The sequence below is a fragment of the Paenibacillus sp. FSL R7-269 genome, from assembly GCF_000517865.1.
In the GTDB taxonomy this organism is placed as follows: Bacteria; Bacillota; Bacilli; order Paenibacillales; family Paenibacillaceae; genus Paenibacillus_AQ.
In genome coordinates this window covers 23,366-46,846 of the sequence record NZ_ASPS01000025.1, presented here as the reverse complement: position 1 = coordinate 46,846, position 23,481 = coordinate 23,366, and the positions used below count along the sequence as shown (strand labels likewise).

Annotated in this window: 25 protein-coding genes; 4 read left to right on the top strand and 21 right to left on the bottom strand. The window is 44.8% G+C overall.

Annotated features, from left to right (window positions below):
* The 3 genes from C162_RS12845 to C162_RS37605 all read right to left on the bottom strand — a co-directional run bounded on the left by C162_RS12845 (window position 1) and on the right by C162_RS37605 (window position 1,370).
* Window positions 1–747: an SAM-dependent methyltransferase gene (locus C162_RS12845; RefSeq protein WP_036694864.1), complete on the bottom strand. Its 747-nt coding sequence runs from the start codon at window positions 745–747 to the stop codon at window positions 1–3.
* 208 nt (window positions 748–955) lie between these two features.
* The gene (locus C162_RS36355) at window positions 956–1,183 is read right to left on the bottom strand and encodes a hypothetical protein (protein ID WP_162174459.1); all 228 of its coding nucleotides are present in this window, start codon (window positions 1,181–1,183) and stop codon (window positions 956–958) included.
* Window positions 1,131–1,370, bottom strand: coding sequence for a VOC family protein (locus tag C162_RS37605; protein ID WP_442792436.1), 240 nt, complete (start codon window positions 1,368–1,370; stop codon window positions 1,131–1,133). Before C162_RS37605 ends, C162_RS36355 begins: the two co-directional genes overlap by 53 nt.
* A gap of 199 nt (window positions 1,371–1,569) precedes the next feature.
* On the opposite strand from C162_RS37605, the gene C162_RS12835 reads away from it, so the two are divergent.
* From C162_RS12835 to C162_RS12825, 3 genes are all read left to right on the top strand, one after another.
* Window positions 1,570–2,961: a hypothetical protein gene (locus C162_RS12835; RefSeq protein ID WP_036694861.1), complete on the top strand. Its 1,392-nt coding sequence runs from the start codon at window positions 1,570–1,572 to the stop codon at window positions 2,959–2,961.
* A 410-nt stretch (window positions 2,962–3,371) separates the two neighbouring features.
* A complete protein-coding gene (locus C162_RS12830) occupies window positions 3,372–3,965 on the top strand; it encodes an RNA polymerase sigma factor (protein ID WP_036694860.1) in 594 nt (197 codons plus the stop codon).
* Complete coding sequence (locus tag C162_RS12825) at window positions 3,922–5,532, top strand: DUF4179 domain-containing protein (RefSeq protein WP_084648914.1); 1,611 nt, start codon at window positions 3,922–3,924, stop codon at window positions 5,530–5,532. The genes C162_RS12830 and C162_RS12825 overlap by 44 nt, the downstream gene beginning before the upstream one ends.
* Window positions 5,533–5,574: 42 nt before the next feature.
* Here C162_RS12825 and C162_RS12820 read toward each other — a convergent pair whose 3' ends face one another.
* From C162_RS12820 to C162_RS12770, 11 genes are all read right to left on the bottom strand, one after another.
* Window positions 5,575–6,246 (bottom strand): class I SAM-dependent methyltransferase, encoded by a 672-nt coding sequence (locus C162_RS12820; protein WP_036694931.1) that lies wholly within the window; start codon window positions 6,244–6,246, stop codon window positions 5,575–5,577.
* 14 nt (window positions 6,247–6,260) lie between these two features.
* The gene (locus C162_RS12815) at window positions 6,261–6,509 is read right to left on the bottom strand and encodes a hypothetical protein (RefSeq protein ID WP_036694858.1); all 249 of its coding nucleotides are present in this window, start codon (window positions 6,507–6,509) and stop codon (window positions 6,261–6,263) included.
* A 41-nt stretch (window positions 6,510–6,550) separates the two neighbouring features.
* A complete protein-coding gene (locus C162_RS12810; protein ID WP_036694857.1) occupies window positions 6,551–7,660 on the bottom strand; it encodes a WG repeat-containing protein in 1,110 nt (369 codons plus the stop codon).
* 149 nt (window positions 7,661–7,809) lie between these two features.
* Window positions 7,810–9,219 (bottom strand): glycoside hydrolase family 1 protein, encoded by a 1,410-nt coding sequence (locus C162_RS12805; RefSeq protein ID WP_036694856.1) that lies wholly within the window; start codon window positions 9,217–9,219, stop codon window positions 7,810–7,812.
* A gap of 24 nt (window positions 9,220–9,243) precedes the next feature.
* A complete protein-coding gene (locus tag C162_RS12800; RefSeq protein WP_036694855.1) occupies window positions 9,244–11,118 on the bottom strand; it encodes a beta-glucoside-specific PTS transporter subunit IIABC in 1,875 nt (624 codons plus the stop codon).
* Between the two features lie 192 nt (window positions 11,119–11,310).
* Window positions 11,311–12,168 carry a BglG family transcription antiterminator LicT gene (gene licT, locus C162_RS12795; protein WP_036694854.1) on the bottom strand — a complete coding sequence of 286 codons (858 nt, stop codon included), beginning with the start codon at window positions 12,166–12,168 and terminating at the stop codon, window positions 11,311–11,313.
* Between the two features lie 130 nt (window positions 12,169–12,298).
* Window positions 12,299–13,174, bottom strand: a complete 876-nt coding sequence (locus tag C162_RS12790; RefSeq protein ID WP_051493438.1) for a stalk domain-containing protein — start codon at window positions 13,172–13,174, stop codon at window positions 12,299–12,301.
* A gap of 174 nt (window positions 13,175–13,348) precedes the next feature.
* Window positions 13,349–13,717: a VOC family protein gene (locus C162_RS12785; RefSeq protein ID WP_036694853.1), complete on the bottom strand. Its 369-nt coding sequence runs from the start codon at window positions 13,715–13,717 to the stop codon at window positions 13,349–13,351.
* 106 nt (window positions 13,718–13,823) lie between these two features.
* The gene (locus tag C162_RS12780; RefSeq protein WP_036694852.1) at window positions 13,824–14,222 is read right to left on the bottom strand and encodes a GNAT family N-acetyltransferase; all 399 of its coding nucleotides are present in this window, start codon (window positions 14,220–14,222) and stop codon (window positions 13,824–13,826) included.
* Entirely contained in the window at window positions 14,219–14,815 is a 597-nt protein-coding gene (locus C162_RS12775) for a chloramphenicol phosphotransferase CPT family protein (protein WP_235218420.1), read from the bottom strand. The genes C162_RS12780 and C162_RS12775 overlap by 4 nt, the downstream gene beginning before the upstream one ends.
* Window positions 14,816–14,882: 67 nt before the next feature.
* Complete coding sequence (locus C162_RS12770; RefSeq protein WP_036694850.1) at window positions 14,883–15,620, bottom strand: SDR family oxidoreductase; 738 nt, start codon at window positions 15,618–15,620, stop codon at window positions 14,883–14,885.
* Between the two features lie 180 nt (window positions 15,621–15,800).
* On the opposite strand from C162_RS12770, the gene C162_RS12765 reads away from it, so the two are divergent.
* Complete coding sequence (locus C162_RS12765; protein ID WP_036694849.1) at window positions 15,801–16,709, top strand: AraC family transcriptional regulator; 909 nt, start codon at window positions 15,801–15,803, stop codon at window positions 16,707–16,709.
* Here the strand turns inward: C162_RS12765 and C162_RS12760 are convergent.
* From C162_RS12760 to C162_RS12730, 7 genes are all read right to left on the bottom strand, one after another.
* Window positions 16,702–17,211 carry an AAA family ATPase gene (locus C162_RS12760; protein WP_036694848.1) on the bottom strand — a complete coding sequence of 170 codons (510 nt, stop codon included), beginning with the start codon at window positions 17,209–17,211 and terminating at the stop codon, window positions 16,702–16,704. The two genes, C162_RS12765 and C162_RS12760, sit on opposite strands and share 8 nt — an antisense overlap.
* 498 nt (window positions 17,212–17,709) lie before the next feature.
* Window positions 17,710–19,017, bottom strand: a complete 1,308-nt coding sequence (locus tag C162_RS12755) for a hypothetical protein (RefSeq protein WP_235218419.1) — start codon at window positions 19,015–19,017, stop codon at window positions 17,710–17,712.
* A gap of 93 nt (window positions 19,018–19,110) precedes the next feature.
* Window positions 19,111–19,698: a hypothetical protein gene (locus C162_RS12750; RefSeq protein WP_036694846.1), complete on the bottom strand. Its 588-nt coding sequence runs from the start codon at window positions 19,696–19,698 to the stop codon at window positions 19,111–19,113.
* A 359-nt stretch (window positions 19,699–20,057) separates the two neighbouring features.
* A complete protein-coding gene (locus C162_RS34350) occupies window positions 20,058–20,354 on the bottom strand; it encodes a hypothetical protein (protein WP_051493437.1) in 297 nt (98 codons plus the stop codon).
* 387 nt (window positions 20,355–20,741) lie between these two features.
* Window positions 20,742–21,437: an RNA ligase family protein gene (locus C162_RS12740; RefSeq protein ID WP_036694845.1), complete on the bottom strand. Its 696-nt coding sequence runs from the start codon at window positions 21,435–21,437 to the stop codon at window positions 20,742–20,744.
* Window positions 21,434–21,943, bottom strand: a complete 510-nt coding sequence (locus C162_RS12735; protein WP_036694842.1) for a hypothetical protein — start codon at window positions 21,941–21,943, stop codon at window positions 21,434–21,436. Before C162_RS12735 ends, C162_RS12740 begins: the two co-directional genes overlap by 4 nt.
* A gap of 3 nt (window positions 21,944–21,946) precedes the next feature.
* Window positions 21,947–23,317: an AAA family ATPase gene (locus C162_RS12730; protein ID WP_051493436.1), complete on the bottom strand. Its 1,371-nt coding sequence runs from the start codon at window positions 23,315–23,317 to the stop codon at window positions 21,947–21,949.
* Window positions 23,318–23,481: the final 164 nt, after the last annotated feature.

The following is a 23,481-nucleotide window of genomic DNA, read 5'->3' as shown; positions in this document are numbered from 1 at the left end:
TTACTTACGGCGGGCAACCATCATAATCTCTATGCTGCCGAGCTGTAAGGGCTGGTTCCCGAATTGTCCTGGGCTACAACCATATGCGGCCTCTACTACGAACCCTTCACTGACCAGCAGCATCTGCAATTCACGGAAGGTAAATGCGGTAGTGTAAATCAACACTTCTTTGGATTCGCCCTCGGGGCTGTGGATCTCTTCTTTATCGATTACGGTGCAGGAATACGGGTCAAATAAAGATTCATCCTGTATATTCCGGGCTAAGTTAAGTACATTAATTGCCGTAAGCACGAATACGGAACCCGGCTTCAGCGCCCGCTGCACCCCTCTAAGGACCTTCCGGTGATTCTCTTCACTGCCTGCCAGTCCAAAAGCTCCTTCATAGAGACAGATCGCACCATCGAATTCCCTATCAAACATTAACTCGCGGGCATCCGCCACCAGAAATGTTGCCGGCAGCTTGTCCCTCGCAGCTTCCCGATTCGCGTGCCTGATAAATTCCGCAGAAATATCCACGCCTACTGTTCTGATTCCGCGCCGGGCCAATTCCAGACTATGCCGCCCCGGACCACAGCCAATATCCAGAGTGCGAGTACCCCGCCGCAGATTCATTAACTCCATTAAAAAGTCTGCTTCCTGCATTGTTCCCTGGGCGAAACCGTATTTCAAATACTGCTCCCGCATGAAATCTCCGATGGCTTCATAATAATCCCCACTATACTCAAAGGCTGCTTGCTTATTCTTCAAAAGCTATCCCTCCGTATCTGTTGTGCTTACACGGAAGTGTATTGGCGTGACAGCTTAACCCCTTCCGTGTCCCGAATGACAACGTTCAGCCTGTCAGCGCTTCTATTCATAAGTTCACTCGCTTTCCTTATTATGTAACTTCAAGGGTATAGAATTGGAGCCGGGGAGTCAAAAGAAAGAACCGTTATACTCATTCTGTACGGTTAGCTTAACGAAGCCGCCGGACCTGCGTCTCCTCCGAATCATCCAGCGTAATCTCACAGACGTCCGTCCTAATCATTAGCGGATGCGGATAAGCTTTCTCCTGGTCAGACATGAACCATATCCGGCCTTGCCTCACTGCAATAATTAACCCATGCTCGTCACCCAGAGCGGCGAACTGGCTATTGTAATCCTGCCAAGGAACGAGCCCCAGTGATCCACAGCAACGCTTCATCTATCTGGTTCTCAGGGATGTTGAACGCAAAATGATATTTCGGCTGTCTGCCTGGGTCAGACTCAGTAAAGGTTAGAGTAGACGCCCCTGCTTGTACACTAAAGGAGGCTGAAAGTTTCTGGACTACCGCCAGCCCAAGAGTATTCTCATAAAAGTCTTTCATTTCTTTCAAGGAATGCGTTTGCATCTCTACTTCTCTTATCATTTAGGATCACCTCTGTTTGTGGCATAACAGCCATATCTTTGCTTCCATGGTATCCATGCAGAGAATTGAAGTCAAACCCGCATCTGCAACTTCTGCGCAGCATCCGCGTCCATAACAATATGGAAAATCTATCTATTCTCTGAAAACAAAAGGATAATTGAAGACAACAGGAGGTTTATGTATGCGCTATATGGCAGCAATTGTGCTGGCTGCGGCTCTGCTCTCAGGATGTCAGGGAGCAGACAAGGCCGCTGTTAATGGCTCTTCCTCAGCTCCATCGACCGCTTCCCCAACCACCGGATTACCTACGGCTGTGTCAGCCACACCTTCCGCTTCAGCACCTTCGAGCGAGGAAGAGCCACTGCTCTACATTGAGCAATTGCGAATTATCGGCGGAGGCGGACAACTGATTCAGGTGAAGTCGAACACCGATATCAATAAACAATCATTGGAGCAAGCGCTGAAGAAAAGTCTACAGACCAGTACTCCCGAGGCAGAGTTCCGTTACACGCTGGAATGGGAGTCCCCGCGCTTTGTGCAAATCCGCCTGCATCTGGATGAGAGCAGCGCCTGGTCCGGGACGTTCACCCTGGATGAAGCCGTCACCGCAGATGGGCGCAAGTATGCCAGTACCGAGCAGCCGTACCGCAACACGGTTGTGGTTAGAGCCCAGGCTGGTCAAGGCAGCCTGCTGTTCCAGGGCATCACCTCCGGTACCCGGCGCGTAGTACCTGCCTGGAACACGGGCTGGATCAAGTCGATTCAAACTGCTGAATCCTCCGCTCCCTCCTATCTGTTCTACGGACAGGAGAAGCATCATTTGGTGCAAGCCCTGAAGGGCGAGGCGCTGGAGATTCCGGCTTTTCCGCAGGAGAAGGATGCCTTCGGCAATGACTACGGATACCATGAGATGTATTCTGACCGCTTCTACGGGGACTTCACTTATATGATCTCAGGCAATAAGACGCTGTATCTCGTAGACTTGAAGGCCTTCACCCGTACGAAGCTTCATGTGTTCAACAAGCCGGTCTACGGAATGTCCTCCTCACCTGACGGTAAGCGTATCGCTGTATTAACCGCACATTACGAGTTCATTGGCCCCGGGGCAGACTTGACGGTGCTGGATCAGAAGGGGAAAATACTGCATTCCAAGGAGAACGCTGCCTTCATCTCCCACAGTGACGGCTTCCTGTTCGTTTATTCGCTGACCTGGGAGGATGATTCGCATCTGATTCTTCCCACAGACAGAGGTGAGAAGAACCCTCTCGGCCAAATCCGATACAATACCGGAAGCGGAACGTCCACGGTTATGCAGGATAAGCGCATCACGGACCAGTTGAAGCAGGATCTCACAGAGCATGAGCAGCAGCCGCACAATGACTTACTGCTCTCTGAACTCCGCTGGTCACCTGACAACAGATTCGCAGCCTTCAAATCCGGCACAGGAACCATCCAGGTCTACGACACCCAGGAGCGGACCTTCACGTTCGTATCCGCAGGCACCCTCCTGGACTGGATGCCGGATGGAACGCTGGCCTGGGCGGATGCCGGGGATCATGTGTATACGTTTTGAGTGAACGTGACAGACATGGAGAAGAGCTGCAAGGGAAATATGGCAGAACCGGGAATAATGGCGGGCACATGTCCAGCAGTTGATTCCCAAGTTGGAAGCATAGAATTCATGAAATCCTGAACTACTCTATATCTGATCAGCAAGAAGCCTGTAATCCCGGTATGGGGTGCAGGCTTTTTACAATCCCTTTTCTAAATGATAAGGCACAGTAGTGGCAATTATACTAAAGAAAAATAATTTCAGCAGAAAAAAAGAAATCTGAATCGCAACAACGAGCCTTGCTTCTTTATATTCCATCTCCTCTCTTCCATCTGAAACTGGTCTGTTATAAATTTTTTTTGTAATGAAGTGAGAATATTGAATGGTTTGTTGCATCTTAGAAGTAGAACAGCAGGAAAGGAGGATTACAAATGAACGACAGGGAACAGGAGCTTAGCATAATCCACGATGTTTTAAGAGGAAATAAGGCATCCTACACTTTCCTGGTAGACAAATATAAAAACAAGATTTATGGCCTGCTTTTAAAAATGGGAGCCTCTACTGAAGATGCAAAAGATATGACACAGGAAACCTTTATAACAGCTTATCGGAAGCTGGGAAGTCATCGCACAGACCGAAGTTTTGCAGGATGGATATACACAATTTCGATTCATATATTCCAGAATAGATACAGAGGAAAGAAGCACCAGGTTCATCTAGAAATCACCAACGATCTCTTAAGCTCACTACCTAATCCGGAAAGCGAAGCTATACACCAGGAAAACAGAAAAGAACTCTCCGCTCTTGTTAACAAGCTTCCAAGCAAATACAGATTAATGATATTACTGAGATATACAAATGACCTGACCTATGAAGAGATGGAGCAAATTACAGGGTACAGTATTAATCAAATCAGAAACGGATTGCATCGGGCTAAAAAAAGACTTCATAAATTACTCACAAAGGAAGGAGTGGACTTAAATGAAATGTTGGAGCATTGTGGAGATGGAAGAGTCTCTCATTAGTGGGCGACTGGATGAGTTGGAGAAGCATATTGAAAACTGCCCGGAGTGTTTGGCTCGTTACAATCAGCTCCTGCAAGAACAATCTGAATTCTCTGATGCCCTATTCCCGGATGCATTGCCTTCTTCATTCACAAACAAAATCATGGAAGAAATACAAGAAACCACAATAGATCCTGTCGGAGAGCCAGTGCAAATGAATCTCCCGTCTGGAGAGTCTGCTCACCGGACAAATAGAACCATACAACGATGGACGGTTGCTGCTGCGACGATTCTCATATTGTGTGGATCCTTAATATTTGCAAGTCCATCTATAGCGGAATTCGTTCGTTCCATGTTTTCATCTGACGCCTCGTTAGACCCTGGACTACTACAATCCAGAGAATTAGGTCTGATTCAAGATCCAGGAATAAATGTTAGTAGTCACGGGTACAGAATTCAGATAAATGAAGTTTCAGCAGATGCGGTCAGACTCACCATAGCGTTGAAGATCACTGACCGTTTTGGACAACCCATTAAAGACGGATTCGATCCAGAGAAACTTATCGTTAAAGATGAGCAAGGAAATGAAGTCGGCCTAGGGAGTGGGATTACAGGATATGTTGGTGGTGTATATGTTTATAAATACACTTATAAAGGGGAGCTTACTTCATCAACGATTATTGTAGAGAGTCTTATTGATAAGATCAAGGAAACCAAAGGAAACTGGAAATTTTCTTTTTCTGTGGATTTGACTAGAGCAGCTTCTCTGACTACTGTAGATGAGTTGGACGAGCGCTATGTTACCCCAGAAGGCCTGACGATTCAAATGAATAGACTTACCCATACCCCGAGTGGAGTCAAATTGGAACTTACAACATCACTAAGCCAACAAATAAGAAATAAAGTTCCGGCTGATATGGAAGAAAAGCAGAAACTGATGTTCCACTTTGAAGATGAACAAGGAAAAATAATATCACTAGTTAATGGACTAGGCTCTTTTGATATGTTAGTGGGAGTTACATCAAAGCGTACTGAAACAGGGGTTCATTGGGCTTATACCTTTATTGATTTGCCTTATGATACACAACACATAAAAATGGTATTTGATGGATATTCCATGCCCGAGAAAAGCGAGGATTCCTTAGTCATTTATCCATCAAAGCTGAGCAAAGAAAATGCCGTATTTAATAATTCTGGTGATACAGTAAGGTTTAAATCCTTTAAAATCACTCAGGACCCTGATCAACAAGCGGCAATAGCGGCTGGAGTTATTGAGAATCAAGAACCAATATCGGCGGGAGTTTTCGAAATTAAGGGTACCTATATAAATACGGGCAATCCTGATATTGATCAATGGCAAGCCATTGATGATAAAGGCAATAATTATCCTGTAGAGTTTCGAGGGAGAACAAGTCTTGAACAGAAAGAACAAGATGGAATTTTTATCGTTAAAGGGTTAAACAGTATACCAATGAGACTAACTTTAATTCGAAGTATTGTCGATCGGTATTATTCAGATATTCAATGGTCTTTTGACCTTCCAAGAGGCAAACTAATCCCCGGATTGAAAAACAACGAAATCAATTAATTTACAGTAGTGAGAAAACCACATTTTGGCGCTTGTATTGATTTATTTCATCATCGGCTTGTAATTCGGATGCCCCGGAACAGGGCTATAGGAGGAGGATAACAGCCTGCCGCTCAGACCCTCGAAATCGAACTCCTGAGTCATTTCAAACAGGCTTTTATGCATCGTGTTCTCTTTGAAAAAAGAGACAAGCGTCGCCTCAGAAATGTTTTTATGATTTACTTGTTCATAGTCGGTTCCGTAGGTGTGAAGCAGTTGATCGTACTCTTCACGAAATGAAGTACCGTGTGTAAGGCGGGAATTCCATATGAGTATGACTTTCCCGCCAGGCTGTAGTATTCTGCGGAACTCCGTTTGCGCGGCTACCCGGTCAAACCAGTGAAATGCCTGAGCACAGACAATAAACTCAACCGACCGATCCGGTAACCCGGTAGCTTCCGCAGAGCCTGACCTACTCTGAAAGTTCGGATTGCTGTAGAGCCTTTGCTCTGCGGCTACACGCATGGCCTGATTAGGCTCGACCGCGAATACATCGCTGCCGCGTTCCAGAAGAAGCTTGGACAGGCTCCCTGTGCCTGAACCGATATCTGCTATTTTACTGTTCGGGCGCAGACCAATATTGTTGTACAAATAATCGATAGCTTCTTGTGGATAGCTTGGGCGGTACTTCAAATAGGAATCGACACGATTAGTAAACCTTTCCCCACTGTCCATCACTGTTCACTCTCCTATTTTGTTTTCTTCGGAAAACCGTATACGAATAGTATCACACCAATTAACGTAAGGATGGGCACAAAGATGTTATCGAAGAAGCCGGCGATATGGATTTTAGGCTGGGCATCGAACATTTGCGCTTGGTATAACGCATTAATTTCATGACTGCGGGCGATTAACGCCCCTACACGTTCGATCGTGTAGATTAACCCGGCAGCAATCAGAAAGGCCGCCCCTAGTTTTCGGTATAAGTTGTTGCCCATGGAATATTATTGCCTCCTCTACTCTTGGTGGATTGATTTAGTTACGGTTTCACCACTCCGGCTGGTAGCTCGGAAGCCGGCGGCCAGACAATGGTTCCGCTGCGGTTCATATACCCTCCGATTTCCTCGCGTGTCTCTGGAACGAGCAGGGTGATTTCCGCCAACTCGCCGTTAAACGAATCAGCCCAATAGAGTTGCGGCTTGACCACGAAGCGGCCGGAGGTATTAATATAGCCGTACCGCTGCCCCGTACTGGCTGGAACCAGACCGCCCTTAAACAAGCCTCCGGCCGTATATCCCTGGATGACTTTGGCGCCCTTCTTATTAATATAGAAGGTGACTCCATTACGTTCAACGAATGCCAGTCCTTCCGAGAACGGCTGCGCCATGCTGAATTGTGGCTTGATAAGGTAATTGCCTGTTTTGTCAATGTAGCCGTATTTGCCGTTCACATACACAACTGCTACTCCGTCGGAGAACGGTGTAGCATAATCATACCGGGGCGTTATGCGAAGCTTGCCGGTGGTGTCAATATAGCCGTATTTTCCGCCAACGGCAAGCGCAACGGCTGCCATGCCATCAGAGAAATCAGACGTTAAGCTATACCGGTACGGAACGATAAGCTCGCCCTTCGTGTTAATGTACCCTGAGGCTTTGCCCATATTGACCCGAGCCAGTCCTTCGGAGAAATTAAATGCCCGGACGTAGATTGGCTGTATAGCCACCTTGCCTTGACTGTCGATATACCCGTACCGGGTCGCCGCGGCCCCGCCAGCCGGTTGAACCTTCGCTGTATACAGCGCGCGGTCATTATACAGAATGCCGGCATCTCTCAGCTTATATTCGAACAGCTTTTTGCCGGCCGAGCTGAAATAATATTGCTTCTTAGCCGCATGGTCCTCGACGTATACTGTCCCTCCGGGCATTCCTGAATACCCGTATCCGTCGTATACCGCTTCGATAACCACCTTACCTTTGCCGTTGATGAAGCCGTTTTTCCCGTTCACTTCAACCGGATATAATTGATCGGCTGTCTTGGCCTGCACAGTACCCGCACCGGCAGCCTGGGCCTTGTCCTGCGATGGGCCCGCTGCACTTGCACTGAACACCATCGTCGTCATTAGTAGGGTTAAAGCCAGCTTTTTAAACACCTGTGGTTCACTCTCCTCAGAGGCTATTTTCCATTCTTTATGTATAGACGGCGATTGTACCGGTTTTGTTGTGCAATATTTGGAAGAAAAAAATAGGGCTGCCCCAAGCGGCCTCTCATGGCTACCAGGACAACCCTTTGCAATTACATTCAGCGAACCTCGCCTCTGGAAGCAATCAGCTTCTGATACCAGTAAAAGCTCATCTTGCGGATGCGGCGCAGCTCCTTCAGGTCGAACTCTTCGCGGTCTACATAGATGAAGCCGTACCGTTTGCTTGCGCCCTGATGCGTGCTGACCAGATCGATGGCAGACCAAGGACAGAAGCCGAACACCTCTACCCCGTCGGTAAGTGCAAGCTGAATTTGCTCGATGTGCTTGCGGAAGAATTCAATGCGGTACGCATCATTTACGGTTCCGTCTTCCTCCAGCTTGTCGAATGCGCCCAGCCCGTTCTCTGTAACAATCAACGGCAGGTGGTAACGGGAATAAATCTGGCGGAGTGTTGTTCTGAAGCCGACTGGATCGATCTCCCAGCCAAACTCCGTAGTTTGCAGGTTAGGGTTCACCGATCCCCGGTACGCTCCCGGCTCGCCGACAATTTCGTGCTGATCGCCTGTGTGGGAGAAGTCGTTGCCGTCATTTTTACTCTCGCCTACGGTCTGGGAAGTATAGTAATTGAAGGCAATGAAGTCCGGGTGGCCTTGCCGGAGGATATCCATATCCCCTTCCTCGATCTTCGGCTCATAGCCCTTCTCCACCAAATAACTCCAGGCAATATGGTTGTACCGTCCGTAGACCGCCATATCCAAATAGAGCCAATTGCGGATCGCTGCATAGTTATCTGCGGCCAGCATATCCTCTGGCTTAGAGCTTGCCGGATAGATGACACCGATGTTGGGGGCCGGACCAATCTTCGCATCGGGCAGCATCTGATGGCATAGCACCATAGCCTTCGCCTGCGCAACGAGCATATGGTGGTTCTGCTGGTAGAGCTCTTTTTGCGGGTCGGTCATGTTCTCATTCAGGGTTCCAATTGATCCCGGATGCAGAATCAGCATATTCTGTTCGTTGATCGTCAGCCACCACTTCACGCGGTCCCCGTAATGCTCGAAGAGCGTCTTGGCATATTGTTCAAAAGCATCGATCGTCGCCCGGCTGGACCACCCTCCCCGCTCTTCCAGCCCGTAAGGCAGGTCGAAATGGTACATGGTAACGATAGGCTCAATACCGTATTTAAGCAGCTCATCAATTAAATTGCTGTAGAATTCAAGCCCCTTCGGATTAACGGCTCCGTCTCCTTGCGGGTAGATCCGGCTCCAGGCGATAGAGAAGCGGTACGCTTTGAAGCCCATTTCCGCCATCAGGGCAACATCCTCTTTGTACATATGGTAGTGGTCACTGGCGACCTTGAAGTCCGTTACCCCTTCCACATGGTTGGCCAGATCAATGACGGAAGGCCCTTTGCCGTCCTCATCCCAGGCACCCTCCAGCTGATAAGCCGAAGTGGAGCCCCCCCACAAGAAATTCTCTGGAAAAGCGTGAAGTTGTTTGTGCAGCATACCTTATTCCTCCTCAGTCTTGTATTAATCCACCAATGTCAAAAGCACTTCGTTCTGCTCAATCTGCTGCTGGTCTGTCTCAAAAACTACAACCTCTTTGGCCGTTAAAGTGACGATAACCGGCGTAATGGTCTGATACCCGGCTGCCCGGATCTGCTCCAGATCGAAGCGGATTAGCAGATCGCCCTGGCTCACGCGGTCGCCTTCCTTGACCACTGGTGTGAAGTACTTTCCTTTTAACCCGACCGTATTTATGCCAATATGAATCAGCAGCTCTGTTCCAGCGGCGGACGTAATGCCAATCGCATGGCCTGTCGGGAAAATAGAAGTCACCGTCCCGTCCACAGGAGCGACCGCTTCTCCAATTACAGGTTCAATCGCCAGTCCTCTACCCATAGCCCCGGTTGAGAATGCATCGTCCGGCACTGCACTAAGCGGGAAGGCTGCGCCGGTCAGCGGGCTGAAGATCAGTTCCTTTTTCAAGTCTACAACTGGTGTTACTGGCTTGTCTGGCTGAATCTGTTCAGGTGCGGCTGCCGGAGCGGATGCTTCAATTTTACCCTTACCCTCATAGCCGAACATCCAGGTCAGCAGCAGCCCGGTCCCCATGGAGACGATCATCGAGACAATAAAGATCGACATCGGCTGTTCCACCGGAATCGAAAAAATATTATGGAACACATACGCCGTATACAGCACACCGAAATGTCCGTTAATAGCGCCGCCGAGTGCCCCGGCAATAATAACGATTGGAATCACTCGCTTGTAGCGGAGAATCAGGCCGTACACAATCGGCTCACTGACCCCGGCCAGCAGTCCGGTAATCCCGGAAGAGGCGGCGATACTCCGCAGGTTCCGGTCTTTCTTGGCCCGCAGGAAGATCCCGAAGGCTACACCGATCTGGGCGAATACCGCTGCTGAAGCCATGGCTTCAATCGGGTCACCGCCGTTCGCTATATTTTGCAGCGTGATGGGAGTGAAGCCCCAGTGGAGTCCGAACACCACCATGAAGGTCATCCCCCCGCCAAGCACGATCCCCGACAGGATGCCGCTTACGCCAATCAGCCAGGTCACGCCGGAAGCGATCCAGTCGCCGACACTCGTACCGAATGGACCGAAGGCAATCACCGACAGCGGAACCATAATCATCAGCGAGAGCATCGGCACCATGAAGATCTGCAGGTCCTTGTGGATAATCTTCTTCAGCAGCTTATCCAGCAAGGCGTAGATGCTAATCGCAATGAAGATCGGGAAGACACTGGAAGCGTAACTGACCATCACCACCGGAATTCCCAGGAAGGAATGTCCGCCATCCCCCTCCAGCATCGCCGTAAAGTTCGGTTCCATCAGCGCCGCCCCTATTGCTCCTGCTACGTAAGGGTTCGCTTTTAACTTGATGCCCAGGGTAATTCCCAGGAAGATCGGCAGGAAGTAGAACACGGCATTACCGGCCGCAGACAGAATCTTGTAGGCATCGCCTGAATCGGACATCCAGCCCGCCAGCGTAAGCACCGTCAACAGCGCCTTCAGCATCCCCGATCCGGCCATTACAGGAATGAGCGGCGAGAAGCTTCCGGAGATAACCTCGAACACCTTCGATACCGCCGAGGTTTTCTGCCCGGATTCCTTCGCATCTGTGGAGGTGCTGGACAAGAAGCTGGTGCTTTTGACAATTTCGGCATATACATTCGCTACGTTGCTTCCCACGACAACCTGGAATTGCCCCCCGCTCTCCACCACGGTAATGACGCCTTCATGCTTCTCCAGCTCCTCCCGCTGGGCCTTCTTGTTATCCTTGAGGCTGAATCTCAGCCGGGTGGCACAATGGACAAGATCGTTAATATTCTGCTCCCCGCCTACGAGACGGATGATGTCTTCCGACATTTTTCGGTTATCCATGCTGATTCTCCTTTGCTATACTGCCAAAAATGAGCATAAAAAAAACCTAAACGAAAGTTGTGAGATCACACCGGTGTGATCCACATCTCGTTTAGGTATCGCCTGCTTCAGCAGTAACAATCCTTAGATTTAAGTTGTGACTCCAATATAGCGGATTAGGTAATCGTTTGCAAGCCTTTTCCGGCTTCCTTTTTAATCCAACGGGTTCATATCTCTTGAAGTGACCCGCTGAATATGAATCGTCAGATAGACCTTCTCGTCAATGGACATAGCATTCCCGTACGTCTCTTCCAAGTAATGATTGATCTTATTCGTACATGCAAAAGCCTGCGGAAATTTCACCTTAATCTGATCGTACAGGAAGTTGTCGCCCGATGCGGACCGCTCCTGTTCCCCGCTGATCATACGCTGGAGGAAATACTGGAGATGAGTGAGGAACCGGGAATAATTGAACGAATTCTCATTGAGCTTCACCTGATATTCTTCCGCCAGAATGCCGAAGATATCACTCATCGCCTTGGTCACCTCGACCGTCCGTTGCATCTCCTGGCCATCCTGCCGGGCGTTCACGAAATGCATCGCAATGAAGCTCGCCTCATCCTGATCCATCTCGATGTCAAAGTGCTTGCGGATCAGACTCAGCGCGTGTACGCCAATAGCGAACTCCTTGGGGTAGAACCGCTTGATCTGCCAGAACAGGGCGTTCTTCAGATTCATCGACTTCCGGTAGCGGGCAATCGCAAAATGAATATGGTCAATTAACGTGATATAGATATTGTCGTTGAAGATGTCGCCCATCTCCGCCTTGGCGTGGGCTATAATCTCATCGGCCAGCGAGAAATATTCAGCAGACGTCTCCCCGATCAGGTCAATCAATTTGCGCGGAACCTTCTCGGGCTTGAGCATGAAGGTCTTCTCGATCCGTTCCTCTTCAACCCGCTGCCCCGCCTTCTTTTTATAGCCTAATCCGTTCCCAATGACAACGTATTCATGACCGACCTGGTCTTCAGCCCGAATGACATTGTTATTGAAAATCTGCCGGATAATCATGGTGCTTCACCTCTTCTGTATGACTCCCTGAAAATATATCCTAAGATAACACAGTGGTGTTAGAAAAGACAAGAGGCGGGGGAGCCCAGTCATCAGGTACGTATTGGTACTGAACGTATAGTAAGCAAAATCACTGTGGATGATAATCAGAGAATCCCGAAATCAGAACTCTAGAACCCTTAGTGACGCTGTCCACCTTCCAAGTTCCGTTCGCGAATATTAGCGAGACTGTCCGATCTTCTGCATATTGATCTTCACCTGTAAGACCATTCGCTACTATTACAGATTGTGAAAGTGTGGCAGAATTCTTACTGGTATAAATAGGTGAAGTGACAGGCGTTTCATAAGTACCCGCTGTTTTCAATCCTTTATTCTGAGTAATAGACTTAATTAATTTATCCGTAAAGTACGGTTTAAAGGTTGAATTTACATTCTTAATTGAAGATACATTTGAGGCTTGATTTAATTTATCAGATAGAAGTTTCAAACGTGCGTCAGAAATTTTGTTCTTTTCCGGAATTTGAATAGACGGGGTCTCCATATGAACAACTAATCCTTTGTTGCCCACTGTTACTGTAGCTTGTTTAGACAGTTGGTTCCACATTACCGTTGCCCCTAACGACTGACTAACAAAACGAAGAGGAACATAAGTGGTTCCATTGATGACTTGTGTAGCAGTATCCAAATCGACATATTTCTGTGCTGGTGTATCTGGAGCTTCACTTGAGGGAGCAGATTCAATAATCACACGTTTGAAATTTGCTGCAAGCCATATCGTCGAATTCCCGGTTTTGATTTTAACAACTTTATCTGTTTGAAACCATTCCAAGCTTGCGCCAAGATTTTCGGAGACAGCACGTAAGGGAATTAAGACTCGTCCGTTGTTTATTTGACCATTGTTAATCGTTGTAGATGTTTGTGTCTCTGCCGCATAACTAGACCCAGTTGTTAAAGATAGCATAAGAAATGCTGATGAAAGCAATGCAATTGTCCATTTTTTTATCATAATATTTCCTCCTCTTAAATAATTCACCACAAATTACTCTCTCGCATCTTTTCTCTAAGAAAATAGAATTCAATCAAACAAAAACTCCCCATGCAGCAACAGGCTTTATTATCTCACCTGTCTACCATATGGGGAGCAAATCAGTGCAGAAACACTTTCTTCTTGTGGTGCGAATCAGCCTTTACTGTGAAGAGTGATCAGGTAACCGTCCGGATCGGCGAAGGTAAAGGTACGTCCGAAGGGGCCGTCGATGGGTGCGGATGTGATTTTTACGCCTGCTGCTGCGAGTTTATCGTGAATGTCTTGCGTATCCGGGGCATAGAGCCATAGCGCAACACCCAGTCCAGGCTGAGTCCCCGTACTAAGTTCGACTCCCGGCATGAGGTCACGAAGTGCAAATGCAATAGGCTTGGTGTCAAAAACCACCGCATGAGGCGGGCCCGCCTGTGAACGGACGAGTCCAAGATAGTGTTGATAGAATTCAGCAGAGCCTTCAAGATCGCTGACCTGAAGTGAGATGAAATCGGGTCCAATGACTGACATAATAGCCTCCTAATATTCGCGTTTGTAGGTTAATATAGTCTTCATTATACCCACCCTTCCTGACAACGTTATGTCAGTAGCGTTCTATCTGCTGCCCCGGCTTGGTTCAGTCTTGTCTCCTCCAGACGCCTCCTGCACAAGCGGTAAATCCGCATCCGGTGTAAAAGGACGTATGCTTGGTATCGTAGGTCAGGGTTACAATCTCCAGCCTGACGTGCTCCGCTTCCTGAAGTAATCTCTTTACCAGGGCTTGCCCCAATCCCTTCCTCTGATATTCAGGATGCACCAGAATGTCCTCCATATAGCCATGCTGCAAGCCCATTCCAGCAACATAACCGAACGCTATTAGCTGCTGGCTCTGTTCATCCCTCACGCCTGCCCAGAAGTTGCAGCGCTCGAATACAGCAGGGTAATCCGCCTGCCTGCCCTCCCACCCCGCCAGCTCCCTTAAGGCCGGAACTTCATGCGGTTCGATTGGGAGATTGATGATGATCTCAAGGTTCATGGGCGGCTCCTTTTACGTAATTTCTGAAATGCCAAATATTCCTGATTGGACTTAATATAGTTTAAGATCTGTTCCGCGCATTCTGCCGGGGTCAGCTCCTCCGTGTTCACTTCGAGGTCATATTCATCAAAACAATACACGATGTCGAACTGCGTATCCGCCAGTCCAATCTGCCGGTCCCCTCTGGCCTGCTCTCTTCGGATGAGCTCTTCCCGGGAGCACAGGACACCAACAAATAACGTAGTCCGGCCGGCAAAATGATCCAAAAACTCATTAAATCTCTTGTCGTTGTCGAATACAGTATCCACGATGACATTGAATCCCATTTCCGCTAACAGCTTAATCGTCGAATAGTACACTGAGACTATAGAGTCATCCAGTATTTCCGAGACCACCTGATGGTCGATTTCACGTACAGGCTCGTCTGGAAATTTATGATTAATGAAATCATTGTAATTCATGAAAAAATCATCAATCGACACATGATAAAATGGAATCTCTTTCTGCTTTATCAATTCAGCCGAGATGGAGCTCTTCCCGGAGCTTGAAGTCCCATTCAGAACAAGCAACATGCCTTTATTGTTCATGTTCATTTTGCCCCCTCCTAATTATCTTCCATTATAAACCATAGGCGATAGAGGAAGGAACTCATCATTTGTATCAGTTAAACCCGCCATTGACGCGAATCGTCTGCCCGGTGATCCAGCGGGCCTTGTCACTGACGAGCAAGTCGATCACATTCGCAATATCCTCCGGTTCACCAAGCCGTCCAAAAGCATTCATTAAGCGGAAGGAATCCACCAGCTCCTCAGATTTTCCATTCAGGAATAGCTCCGTTGATACTTGCCCAGGCGCAACGCAATTCACGACGATATCCTTCGCTCCGAACTCCTTAGCTAACTGGCGGGTTAACTGCTCAACGGCCCCTTTGGTTGCAGCATAGACACTATAAGTCGGCAGCATGGCACCCGATACGGAGGTCGAGAAGTTGATAATCGTCCCGCCCCGCTCCATATGCTTCATCGCTTGCTGGCAGGCGAAATAAGTCCCTTTTACATTTACTGCAAAGTGCCGGTCGAACATCTCCTCCGTTACGTCTGCGATAGGCACACACTCCATAATTCCAGCATTATTCACCAAAATATCGATCCGCCCGAATTGCCCAATTGTCTCCGAGAACAGCGCTTCGACCTCAATCACCTTGCTTACGTCGCCTTGAACGGCTATCGCTTCCCCGCCGGATTCCTTAATGATTTGGACAACCTCGTCCGCTTTCCCCGGATTGGATGAATAGTTGACAGCTACTTTTACTCCTAACCCGGCCAACTGGATGGCGATTTGTCTTCCGATACCCCTTGATGCACCTGTGATGATGGCTACTTTTCCGTTCTGACTCATTAGGACCACTCTCCTTAAGTTTGCTTAGGCCGGATGATGATCTGTTGGCCTTATGTATTCATTGTAAATCAATCGACCAGCATCCAGTTATAACAGACCTGTTCACTTCTTGCCTATTTCTCTTCAACTCGTTATGATTAACAACAAACCCCGTGAATACGGAAAAAGGAGGCTTCTAACTTGGACGATTCATTGCGGACCGGGCCGCTTTTACAGCAATTGGCTGCGCTGATCCTCCGCCATGCTCCATCGGCAGGCACCCGCCAGACACTCATTCCTTCCTTGCAGTTGATGCACGCCACAGATGCAGCCGAACCGCTGGAGTCTGTCTATAAGCCATCGATCTGCGTGGTTGCCCAAGGAGCCAAAGCAGCCACCCTGTCGGGTGAGACATTTCATTACGATCCATCAACGTACTTAGTCACCTCTGTCGAGCTGCCAATTAACGGGAGAATTACCGGGGCTACGTCTGAGCATCCTTTTCTGGGCATCAAGCTAAGCTTCGATCCCGGCACTATCCTCGAAATTGTAAAAGAAATGGCAGACTCCCCCCTTGCTCCGGGTGAAACCTCCCTTGGCATAACGGTTGCCCGAACCTCTGAGCCCTTACTTGAAGCCATCGTACGGCTCATCCAATTACTCGACGCGCCGCAGGATATTCCTGTTCTGTCCCCGCTCGTGATCCGTGAAATTCTCTATCGTGTTCTTCAGAGTGACCAAGGCGCACACCTGCATCAATTCGCCATCATCGGCAGCCATGCGCACCGGATTGCTGAGGCCATCCAAGTGATCACTAAGCAGTACGATCAATCCCTTATCGTTGAACAGCTGGCTGAGTCCGTAAATATGAGCACATCCGCCTTCCATAAGCACTTCAAGCGTGTCACCGCCATGAGCCCGCTCCAATACCAGAAGGTCATCCGTCTGCAGGAAGCCCGCCGCCTCATGCTGACCGAATCCCTCCAAGCCTCCGATGCCGCCTTCCGCGTAGGCTATGAGAGCCCCTCCCAATTCAGCCGCGAATACACCCGCCAGTATGGGAGACCTCCGGTGTCGGATGTTCAGGGGATTCTTGGGTTATCTAAGTAGCTAACTTCTTCCGACTTAGCTGTTCACGTAACGACATCCAGCTTTCCGTCACGGTTTGATGAGCTGTATCGATTACGATGTGGTCACGGTCCCAAGGCTCGTAATGTCTGTTCTTCACCTCATTCCAAGTGGGCAGGATAAAGCCGGGAATATCTGTTGTACGAGTGGTGATTCGCTGCTTGTGCGTACATTCGTCCGAGCAGACCACTTCGATTTCGACAAACGGAATTCCTAGAGACTCTGCTACATTACGCCAAGCTTGGCGGGTATAGTCAATGGGATTGACCGTGTCCGCTATCACATCCAGACCCAAGATCAGATTCTGCCTCGCTATCTCGTAACAAACGATGTAACCCTGTGGTCCATCAACCTTAACCCCGGCTACGCGCATAGCCTGTTCTACGACATCAACCCGAAGATACGGTGCCCGTAGTTCGCTTGCTAAAGCCGATGCTAATGTAGACTTACCGGTGCCTGGCAACCCTCCGAATATATACAGCATATGGATTTCCTCCTTCATGACAACCTGTTTACTGTTCTATGCCTACTGTCTCTTTGAAAATGATGATACCTTAACTACCCTAGGCCCCGCAGAATGTAATCGTTTGCATATCATAGCAGACTCTACCGGATTTAACGATGAAGTTGGTTTATTTATTTGTATCTTACATCAAAAAAATAAGCCGCCCTAATTTCTCAGGACGGCTCAGAATGAACTTAATTGTTGAATATTTTTATATCAACATTGATCAAAAAATTGTTGGGTGAAATAAATCTGTGGAACTATTTCTGTTGATTTTATTGGGTTTACAGCAACACGTGATAAACACGAAAAAAAGAAAGTGTGGAACCACTAGAAATTATCATGGAAAGAATGTTGGAAACTATTACTAACTGAAAATTAGCAGTGAAAATCTTTAACTCCCTCATCTGTTATTCTCTCTTATCTTGAAAACAGATCAAAAATTTTGTGAGGTTTAGCCCATTCAAAGAATGCAATTTAGAAAGGCAGGGTCTTTAGTTCTTCCATGCACTTATCCTCTGTATATCCCATGTTTTCAAGGATCTTATTCTCTGCGATTTTTCGAAGTCCACCCACATATCTGCACAATACCATTTCCTGACGAGATGACACATCGATATTAAGAAAGCACTCTTTGACGATTTTCAGCTTTGTAACTGCATCATTATCATTTACACACCCGACAAAATTCCATGTTGCACTGGTAATATTACTATCTCTAAATGCATTTCTATATGGTTCATTTTTGTACCTATCGTCCTTATCTAGGATGTTAGCAAGAATTCTATCAGCTAAAATGGACTCTTCAACCAACATGGTTCTAGCAGGTCTTTCCTCCCAATGATGGTTTCCAACACCTAACCCACGATCTGTTCTAACGCTATTTGTCAGTTTTTTATGCACATACTTGATGATAATCTGCTGCCATTCTTCTGGATATTCATCAGCCGTAAAAGATGAAAAGTAATCATCCAATATATTACTTTCTAGAGAATAAGCAGAATCCAGATCATTTCGGAGTCTGTAATTGTCTTTTGTCATGACTCTATCATGCTGTTCCGCAATTACCTGCTCGACAGTATATTTCTTTTCTCCTGCACCAACTCCGTGCACATGAATATTCCTCATGATACTCAGCACGAATTTTTCTGCCTGGTCCCCCAGTTCTGAAACTATTTTTTTGAACTCCTCTTCTCTGTTGCTTTCATCCTCCGGTTTAAATGCTTCAAGCAATTTGACTTCTATATCTTCAAGAAACAGTTCTTCCGAAAGAATAATTTCATCGTCATCCATTGTGGGAAAAAGGATGCAGTGACTTGATGGATCTAAAACATCTAATTCTGTAGAAATAATGTTTCCTTTAAGATCATCAAACAATTTGCTGTACGCAGCCATATCTTTACGTATTGCTATTCGTGCGGCCTCAAATTTCTTCTTTGTATTAAGAATTCCTTCTTTCTTATACAAAAAGACTGCTTTACTAGTTGCAACGTCTGCTTTAATTTTTGTCACAATTCTCTTAATCGTCTCTGATTCAATACCATTATCTGGTTTTACTAAAAAAAAATAAATATCAGATTTAGCAATTATGGATGCCTCTACATTACCAGAAACGCCTGGTGTATCGATAATCTCAATGCTCCCGAGGCCACACTCTCTAAGAATCTCTTTACAAAAAAGACTCGGTTTTTGAAAAGTGTCAATATATGTGTTACTGTTTTTTCGATTCGGATATTTATTTTCTACTGTTCTTATTTCTCTTATGACACCCTCAATTTCAATCATTCTTTCAATATTATCCTGCCAATATGGTTGATCAACGAGGTCCGCAGCTTGAATATTATTCTATAGGATGTACATGCCTTCTTGTATTTGCTATCAAAAAATGTTCAAACAATGTACCTCTATATGACTATATTGTGCTGTAATATCGTTTCTATTAACGTCTTTAATTGTCCATGTTTGATACTTACCTATTTTAATATTGGGCGAATAAAAGAAAACAAATTGTTTAGGTGGTGAAGAAGAATTTATGCTTAAAGCTTCTTTATGTACTTTGATAATATCTTTTTTAAGTTTACTATTACCAGAAGGTTTTGTAGCTGTAAAAACCTCTGCTACTAACTGATTGCTTGTTGTCTTTAAATCAACGCCAGATTTACTTCCAATATTCACATCAAATGTATCAGTTGGTAAAACAATATTGCTTTCATAAAGAAATACTATAGCTTTAAATGTAATAATATATGTATAGGTTTGGTTAATTGTTTCAATAAAATTCTGTGGTTTTTTCGATATTGGATCCTTAAATATTTTCTTAAATCTAAGCTGATGTAATAGGGATGATGCCTTAATTTCTGATTTATTGTCGGAAGCTATGTTCCAAAGTGTTGCGTGTACTTGAAGTAAACTCTTTTCTAATTCAGTTATTTCATTAATTGCATTTTGTTTAGTAATGTTTTGCATATTATTCTCCCATCAGCACTTTGCATGTATTTCCTATAACGTTCCCGTGTTCACGACGTCCCACCACCCTAAAGGAACGAATTGACTGGCCGCGATGCGGTTGGGTGGTGCGGATGTGTCCCGGCAATTGCCTCCTCGACTTTCCTTCCGGAAACGAGGGGCGTATGCCCCGATGCGTGAACATATTGTTATAGGATGTTGCCAGCGTCTTAGAGCTACTCTAGTGATGTGTCCTTATTAATTTATTAATTTTATCTTTTATTAGTTTTTCCATTTCAATTACCATCTTCATTAGGGTTCATTATCTCAATAACATATCTCGCGAAACCTACTGTCCAAATATACTCCAGTTGATTTAATCATGCGTTCGAGTTACAACAAGGTGTTGTTATGGATATATCTTTGAAATTACTCAAACTGCAGAGTTCCATTTGATCAGACCACCATTCAGTTTCTAATTCCTTTAGGCAAAAATTACACTTAATCCCTTCAAAATTAGATCCAGAATCTATGAATGTTACTTCATCATACAGATGATCAATTAGTTCTTTGTTGGAAGTAACCATTCTTAAATGATTTTCAAGTTCAGTCCGCTCTTTAATTAGAGGTATACTTTTCTCATGGTTTGGTATTATTTTCATGATATAATCTGACATCGTGGACTCTCCTATTCTCCTTTTAGGCAATTTCCTATAACGTCAAATTTACGAACTTCATAAATTACTCTATATGCAGAATATTCGCGAGATTATTTAGCTATCCCTGCCCCATAGAAAAATAAAGAAGCTGTTCCACCCAATAATATATCCTGTGAAGTTCCTACTACCTTCAGAAAGAATATTCATGCTATATGCGCAAAAATAAGCCGTCCTCAAATGCAGGACGGCTCATGATGTTTAATATGTTTTTACACTTTAAACATTGGTTCTATACTTTCTTTGCTGGTTCCAAACTTTTTAATACCAAAAACTGTTCACAGAAAATAAAGTATTAGACTGAAAGTTTAGTCAATTACTTTGAGTGTCAGATCTGTAAACTAACGCTCATAAAAGTGTTTCATTGATGCAATTATTTAAAATTAATGATTGCTTAGTCCAATGTTCCTCAATGCTTTGTATGAAACCCGGACGGACAATTTTCGCTCTTTCAGATAAATATCCATTAGAATTATCCACTCTTAAATAAATCCCTTCTACCGGACCATCATATAATTTGGATTTTGTTCTAAGGAGAAGACCTTCAAGTACAGTCGGTGTTACAACAAAATCCCCGACAAAAGGAACTTCTGAAATTCCTGCTAAATTTAATTCTAAATGCCTCCGTTGCCTGCTTAAAAATTTATTTTCATTAATATCCCACATGTCAAATGCTAGAAACCAATCTGGTAATCGATCATAGTTTATGGTGTGTTTCGCATAGCACCATTCACCATATAGTATAAACCCCTTAACAAGAATATCAAATAAAGCATCTTCATGCTGCTGAATCCATCTATCTAAAATTTTAAACTGTGGATGGCTATTTGCCGTAATATAATTCCCTCTATTTTGAACTAATATTTCCCCCTCTTGAGATAATGAGAATCCAATATTAGCTCCGTCAACTTTTTCCTCTAGCACTATTGGTTGACCAAAGAAGAGTTCTCTTTTATTAGGAGAAACTAACTTATCAGTTCTTGAAAGATGACCACCATAATCAAATAAGTGATTAGTAGAAGTAAACTTAATGAAGTTATTCATATATGATTTCCTGTCAATAGTTGATGAACTCTAATTTTATTGGCAATTAAATCTTCTCTAGCATTTTCCCAGTCACTATCACAAGCATTAAATATAGGATTTGAAGGACAATTCAGATAAAGTGCTATCCATTTACGATCATTAGGTTCAAAAGGAACAACTCCACCACCTGCGAATCTTTGAAATATTTGAATACCTCCAGGTATAACAGCGCCTTCTGAATCATAGTTTAATTCTATCAATTCAAAGCGAAATTCATTTAAAATATATTTATTAAAAAGATCATGAGCATAACTTCCTTCTACCAAGTTACGTTTTAGTTCATAGTATACTGAGTTTCCTGGGACATTAGTATCAAAACTCGCTTGATCCATCACAACTTTTGCTGCGGAATTTTGTTTAATTGATTGAAGAAATTGCCTACAGATATCCATTGTCTCAGCGGAAAAATCACCTTCTTCTGAAGCAACCATCCATACATTTGTATCTATAATATAATTATTCATCGATTATTCCCTTTCAGCATTACTTTTGTTTTCAGAGGAAGCTAATTGTTTCTTTTTCCGAATAATCGCCTTCATAATTGCTTCTCTGTCAGAGGTTGTATCTCCAAAAAAATTAGTCGGCCAATTTGTTATTTTGCCTGTATCGTCTATCTTTAAATTATCAATCGATGATTTTCCTTGTGAATATTTCGAGAAATACAACTGAACATCTTTCTCTGTTAAATCATCTGGACCCCTTTCTGCAACTTTTCTTTGGAGACGTGTCAATAAATGCTCACTATGTGTCTCAACTATAAATTGTATATTTCTCTCACTAGAAACTTCAAAAAAGAACTCTCCTAATTTAGCCTGTACTGAAGGATGTAAATGTAACTCAGGTTGTTCTAAAATAATTATGCTTCCTTCAGGAACAAAGTAAGCAAGTACAACAATAGGCAGTACTTGAGACACTCCAATTCCAACATCAGCCACATTAACCTTAGTTAAACTACCTGGCACTGTTACAACTGCTTTATACTGTCTACCTCCTACATTTTTTATTTCAAAAGAATCTATAAGTCCCATCCTCTTTAACCATTCTCCTGTAGAATCTGATAAACTCATCGTCTTTTCTTTCTCAGCTTTCCTCCAAGAGCGTCGCTCAATTATGTTAGCCAGGATTGCCTGTATTGCATTTTCTCCACTTCTTCCAACTCCGTCAGGTGAAGAGCCAGACCAAGCATATTCTCTTTTGGCTATTTGTCTTAGCGGCCCAATATAATGAATATCGCTTGCCAGTTTATCAACAGAATAACTTAAAGTATTTAATCCTGGAAACATTGAAGTTGCCTTAGATGGGAATCCATAAAACTTTACAGGAGCTAGTTCTCTAGTTACCCCAAGTTGTTCTATTTTCTTCCCCTCTATCTCAAGTTCATATCCGCCTTTAGTTGATCTCGTTAATTTTGCATTCTCTATAAGTTCTGGGTCCACAGTTTTAATATGAGGATCAACTAAAAATTCAAATTGTAGTTTAGTTACTCTTATCATATCTGTGATATATTTAAACTCTACATCAAGCTTCATTTCTTCATCTAATTGCTCATAGTTGTCTGGAGTCCACTCTAAATGCAACTTCAATGGATTTTTAACAACTTGGTGCTCATATACAATATCATCAAACAATCCTAATTCTACTAATGATTCAGCAGATCCAAGATGAAGAGGTTGAGCTCGATCAAAGCTTTCAGCAGTTTGTTTTATTAAAAGTAACATTTGGATAATAGAGGATTTCCCTGAACTATTTTCTCCAAAAAGAAGAGTTACTCTCCCTAACCTTATTGGTTTAAGTTCTTTCCAAGATTTAAAATTATCCATCCCAAGTGCTTTTATCAAACTATATTCACTCCTTAAATAGGTAAATTTTAATGTATTATTACTAACCTAATATTTATTATTTCCAACTATTATAAGGCTAAGCATTGTGAATTTTTGTATTATATTGAGCTTTTAAGAAAAAATGATTCAATAAAATCTTGCAACTCAGTAATAAATAATCA

Bases quoted from the DNA above. Each gene is read 5' to 3' on its own strand.
- C162_RS12770 (WP_036694850.1), bottom strand. From the start codon at position 15,620: ATGAGTCAGAACGGAAAAGTAGCCATCATCACAGGTGCATCAAGGGGT.
- C162_RS12755 (WP_235218419.1), bottom strand. From the start codon at position 19,017: ATGATTGAAATTGAGGGTGTCATAAGAGAAATAAGAACAGTAGAAAAT.
- C162_RS12750 (WP_036694846.1), bottom strand. From the start codon at position 19,698: ATGCAAAACATTACTAAACAAAATGCAATTAATGAAATAACTGAATTA.
- C162_RS12790 (WP_051493438.1), bottom strand. From the start codon at position 13,174: ATGATAAAAAAATGGACAATTGCATTGCTTTCATCAGCATTTCTTATG.
- C162_RS12785 (WP_036694853.1), bottom strand. From the start codon at position 13,717: ATGTCAGTCATTGGACCCGATTTCATCTCACTTCAGGTCAGCGATCTT.
- C162_RS12780 (WP_036694852.1), bottom strand. From the start codon at position 14,222: ATGAACCTTGAGATCATCATCAATCTCCCAATCGAACCGCATGAAGTT.
- C162_RS12775 (WP_235218420.1), bottom strand. From the start codon at position 14,815: ATGAACATGAACAATAAAGGCATGTTGCTTGTTCTGAATGGGACTTCA.
- C162_RS36355 (WP_162174459.1), bottom strand. From the start codon at position 1,183: ATGAAGCGTTGCTGTGGATCACTGGGGCTCGTTCCTTGGCAGGATTAC.
- C162_RS12805 (WP_036694856.1), bottom strand. From the start codon at position 9,219: ATGCTGCACAAACAACTTCACGCTTTTCCAGAGAATTTCTTGTGGGGG.
- C162_RS12740 (WP_036694845.1), bottom strand. From the start codon at position 21,437: ATGAATAACTTCATTAAGTTTACTTCTACTAATCACTTATTTGATTAT.
- C162_RS34350 (WP_051493437.1), bottom strand. From the start codon at position 20,354: ATGTCAGATTATATCATGAAAATAATACCAAACCATGAGAAAAGTATA.
- licT (WP_036694854.1), bottom strand. From the start codon at position 12,168: ATGATTATCCGGCAGATTTTCAATAACAATGTCATTCGGGCTGAAGAC.
- C162_RS12835 (WP_036694861.1), top strand. From the start codon at position 1,570: ATGCGCTATATGGCAGCAATTGTGCTGGCTGCGGCTCTGCTCTCAGGA.
- C162_RS12820 (WP_036694931.1), bottom strand. From the start codon at position 6,246: ATGGACAGTGGGGAAAGGTTTACTAATCGTGTCGATTCCTATTTGAAG.
- C162_RS12815 (WP_036694858.1), bottom strand. From the start codon at position 6,509: ATGGGCAACAACTTATACCGAAAACTAGGGGCGGCCTTTCTGATTGCT.
- C162_RS12735 (WP_036694842.1), bottom strand. From the start codon at position 21,943: ATGAATAATTATATTATAGATACAAATGTATGGATGGTTGCTTCAGAA.
- C162_RS12825 (WP_084648914.1), top strand. From the start codon at position 3,922: ATGAAATGTTGGAGCATTGTGGAGATGGAAGAGTCTCTCATTAGTGGG.
- C162_RS37605 (WP_442792436.1), bottom strand. From the start codon at position 1,370: ATGCAAACGCATTCCTTGAAAGAAATGAAAGACTTTTATGAGAATACT.
- C162_RS12760 (WP_036694848.1), bottom strand. From the start codon at position 17,211: ATGCTGTATATATTCGGAGGGTTGCCAGGCACCGGTAAGTCTACATTA.
- C162_RS12800 (WP_036694855.1), bottom strand. From the start codon at position 11,118: ATGGATAACCGAAAAATGTCGGAAGACATCATCCGTCTCGTAGGCGGG.
- C162_RS12830 (WP_036694860.1), top strand. From the start codon at position 3,372: ATGAACGACAGGGAACAGGAGCTTAGCATAATCCACGATGTTTTAAGA.